Raw genomic sequence first — 2,137 nt, forward strand, 5'->3', positions numbered from 1 at the left:
ACCAGGGGGAAACGGCTGCCCCACGGCCGTCCGTCCGGCGCCGTCGAGGACGGTCCGGTGCTCCCCTGGCAGCCCCCGATCACGTTGGGCGCCACGACGAAGTACCGCGACGGGTCCAGCGCGCGGCCGGGCCCGATCAGGTCCCCCCACCAGCCCGGGGTCGGGTGCCCGGGGCCCGCCTCGCCGGTGACGTGCGTGTCCCCGGTCAGGGCGTGCAGCACCAGGACCGCGGGCGAGTCCGGCGATCCCCAGGTCTCGTAGGCGAGCCGGACCTCCGGGAGCTCCCCGCCCGCGTCCAGGGCGAGGGGACCGACCGCGAGGAAGCGCCGACGCCCGGGGTCCGACCCCTCCCGCCACGCACCCGTGGCGGGAGGAGCCTGGAGGGTGGTCACGCGCCCTTGGCCGCCCGGAACCCGGCGTCGAGGTCCGCCTTGATGTCCTCGATGCCTTCCAGGCCCACCGACAGCCGGATCAGACCCGGCCCGACGCCGGTGGACAGCTGCTCCTCGCCCGAGAGCTGGCTGTGCGTGGTCGACGCCGGGTGGATCACCAGGCTGCGCACGTCGCCGATGTTCGCGAGGTGGCTGTGCAGCTCCAGCGCGTCGACGAACCGCTTGCCCGCCTCGACGCCACCGCGGATGTCGAACGCCACCACGGCGCCTGCCCCGCGGGGCAGGTACTTCTGCTGCAGCTCGTGCCACGGGCTCGACGGCAGGCCCGCGTAGTAGACCTTCTCGACCTCGTCCCGGGCCTCCAGCCACTCGGCCACGGCCTGGGCGTTCTGCACGTGCCGCTCGAGCCGCAGCGACAGCGTCTCGATGCCCTGGATCAGCAGGAACGAGTTCAGCGGCGCGATCGCCGGGCCGAGGTCGCGCAGCAGCTGCACGCGGAACTTGATCAGGAAGGCCAGCGGGCCGAGGGCCTCGAAGTAGTTCAGCCCGTGGTAGCTCGGGTCCGCGGTGGTGAGCCCCGGGAACCTCGCCGCCTGGGAGCCCCAGTCGAAGTTGCCGGAGTCGACCACGACGCCACCGATGCTGGTGCCGTGCCCGCCGAGGAACTTCGTGGCCGAGTGGATGACGATGTCGGCGCCGTGCTCGATGGGCCGCAGCAGGTAGGGCGTGGGCACCGTGTTGTCGACGAGCAGCGGCACGCCGGTCTCGTGCGCGATGTCCGCGACGAGCCGGATGTCCAGCACGTTGCTGCGCGGGTTGCCGATCGTCTCCGCGTAGAAGGCCTTGGTGTTCGGCCGGACCGCGGCGCGCCACTCGTCGGCGTTGTCCGGGTCGTCGACGAAGGTGACGTCGATGCCCAGCTTCGGCAGCGTGTAGTGGAAGAGGTTGTACGTGCCGCCGTACAGCGACGCCGAGGACACGAAGTGGTCCCCGGCCTGGGCGAGGTTGAGGATCGCGAGGGTCTGCGCGGCCTGCCCGGAGGCGACGGCGACGGCCCCGATGCCGCCCTCGAGCGCGGCGACCCGCTGCTCCAGGACGTCCTGCGTCGGGTTCATGATCCGGGTGTAGATGTTGCCCAGCTCGGCGAGCCCGAAGAGCGCGGCGGCGTGGTCGGTGTCCCGGAACGTGTACGACGTCGTCTGGTAGATCGGGGTCGCCCGGGCGCCGGTCGCGGTGTCGGGGGCGGCGCCCGCGTGGACCTGCTTGGTCTCGAAGGACCAGGCGGCGGTCGGGTCGGTGGGGTCGGACATACGGGTCTCCTGGGGTGATCTCGGTGCTTCTCGGGGCGGGACGAGCGTCAGGCGCAACAGGCCGCGCTGGTCACGCGCATGAAGTCGACGTGCCGACGGGCCACGAGGCGGATCACAGGGGGACCGTAACGGGGTCGTCACACCGGCACAACACCGGTCCGGGTGGCCTCGTCGCGCTTCATTACGCTTCGCCCGTGCTCGTGCTGCTGCCCCCGTCGGAGACCAAGTCCACGGGTGGTGACGGTCCCCCGCTCGACCTCGCCGCCCTGTCCCGTCCCGAGCTCGATGCCGTCCGCAAGGCGCTGCTCGACGAGCTGGTCGAGCTCGCCGCGGACCTCCCCGCCGCGCGGGCGGCGCTGGGGGTCTCGGAGCGGCAGGACACGGAGATCGCCCGCAACGCCGCGCTCTGGACCTCGCCGACCGCGTCGGCGATCA

General features: G+C 72.5%; 1 protein-coding gene and 2 pseudogenes. 1 reads left to right on the forward strand and 2 read right to left on the reverse strand.

Features of this window, described 5'->3' with window-relative positions:
* Positions 1-392, reverse strand: a pseudogene (locus tag H5J29_RS30165) (homoserine O-acetyltransferase); the annotation flags it as partial.
* Positions 389-1,702 (reverse strand): bifunctional o-acetylhomoserine/o-acetylserine sulfhydrylase, encoded by a 1,314-nt coding sequence (locus H5J29_RS30170; RefSeq protein WP_181784356.1) that lies wholly within the window; start codon positions 1,700-1,702, stop codon positions 389-391. The pseudogene H5J29_RS30165 and the gene H5J29_RS30170, both read right to left, overlap by 4 nt.
* 194 nt (positions 1,703-1,896) lie before the next feature.
* Here H5J29_RS30170 and H5J29_RS30175 point away from each other — a divergent pair.
* Positions 1,897-2,137 (forward strand): annotated as a pseudogene (locus H5J29_RS30175) (hypothetical protein); the annotation flags it as partial.

The organism is Pseudonocardia pini (assembly GCF_013870575.1).
Lineage (GTDB): Bacteria > Actinomycetota > Actinomycetes > Mycobacteriales > Pseudonocardiaceae > Pseudonocardia > Pseudonocardia pini.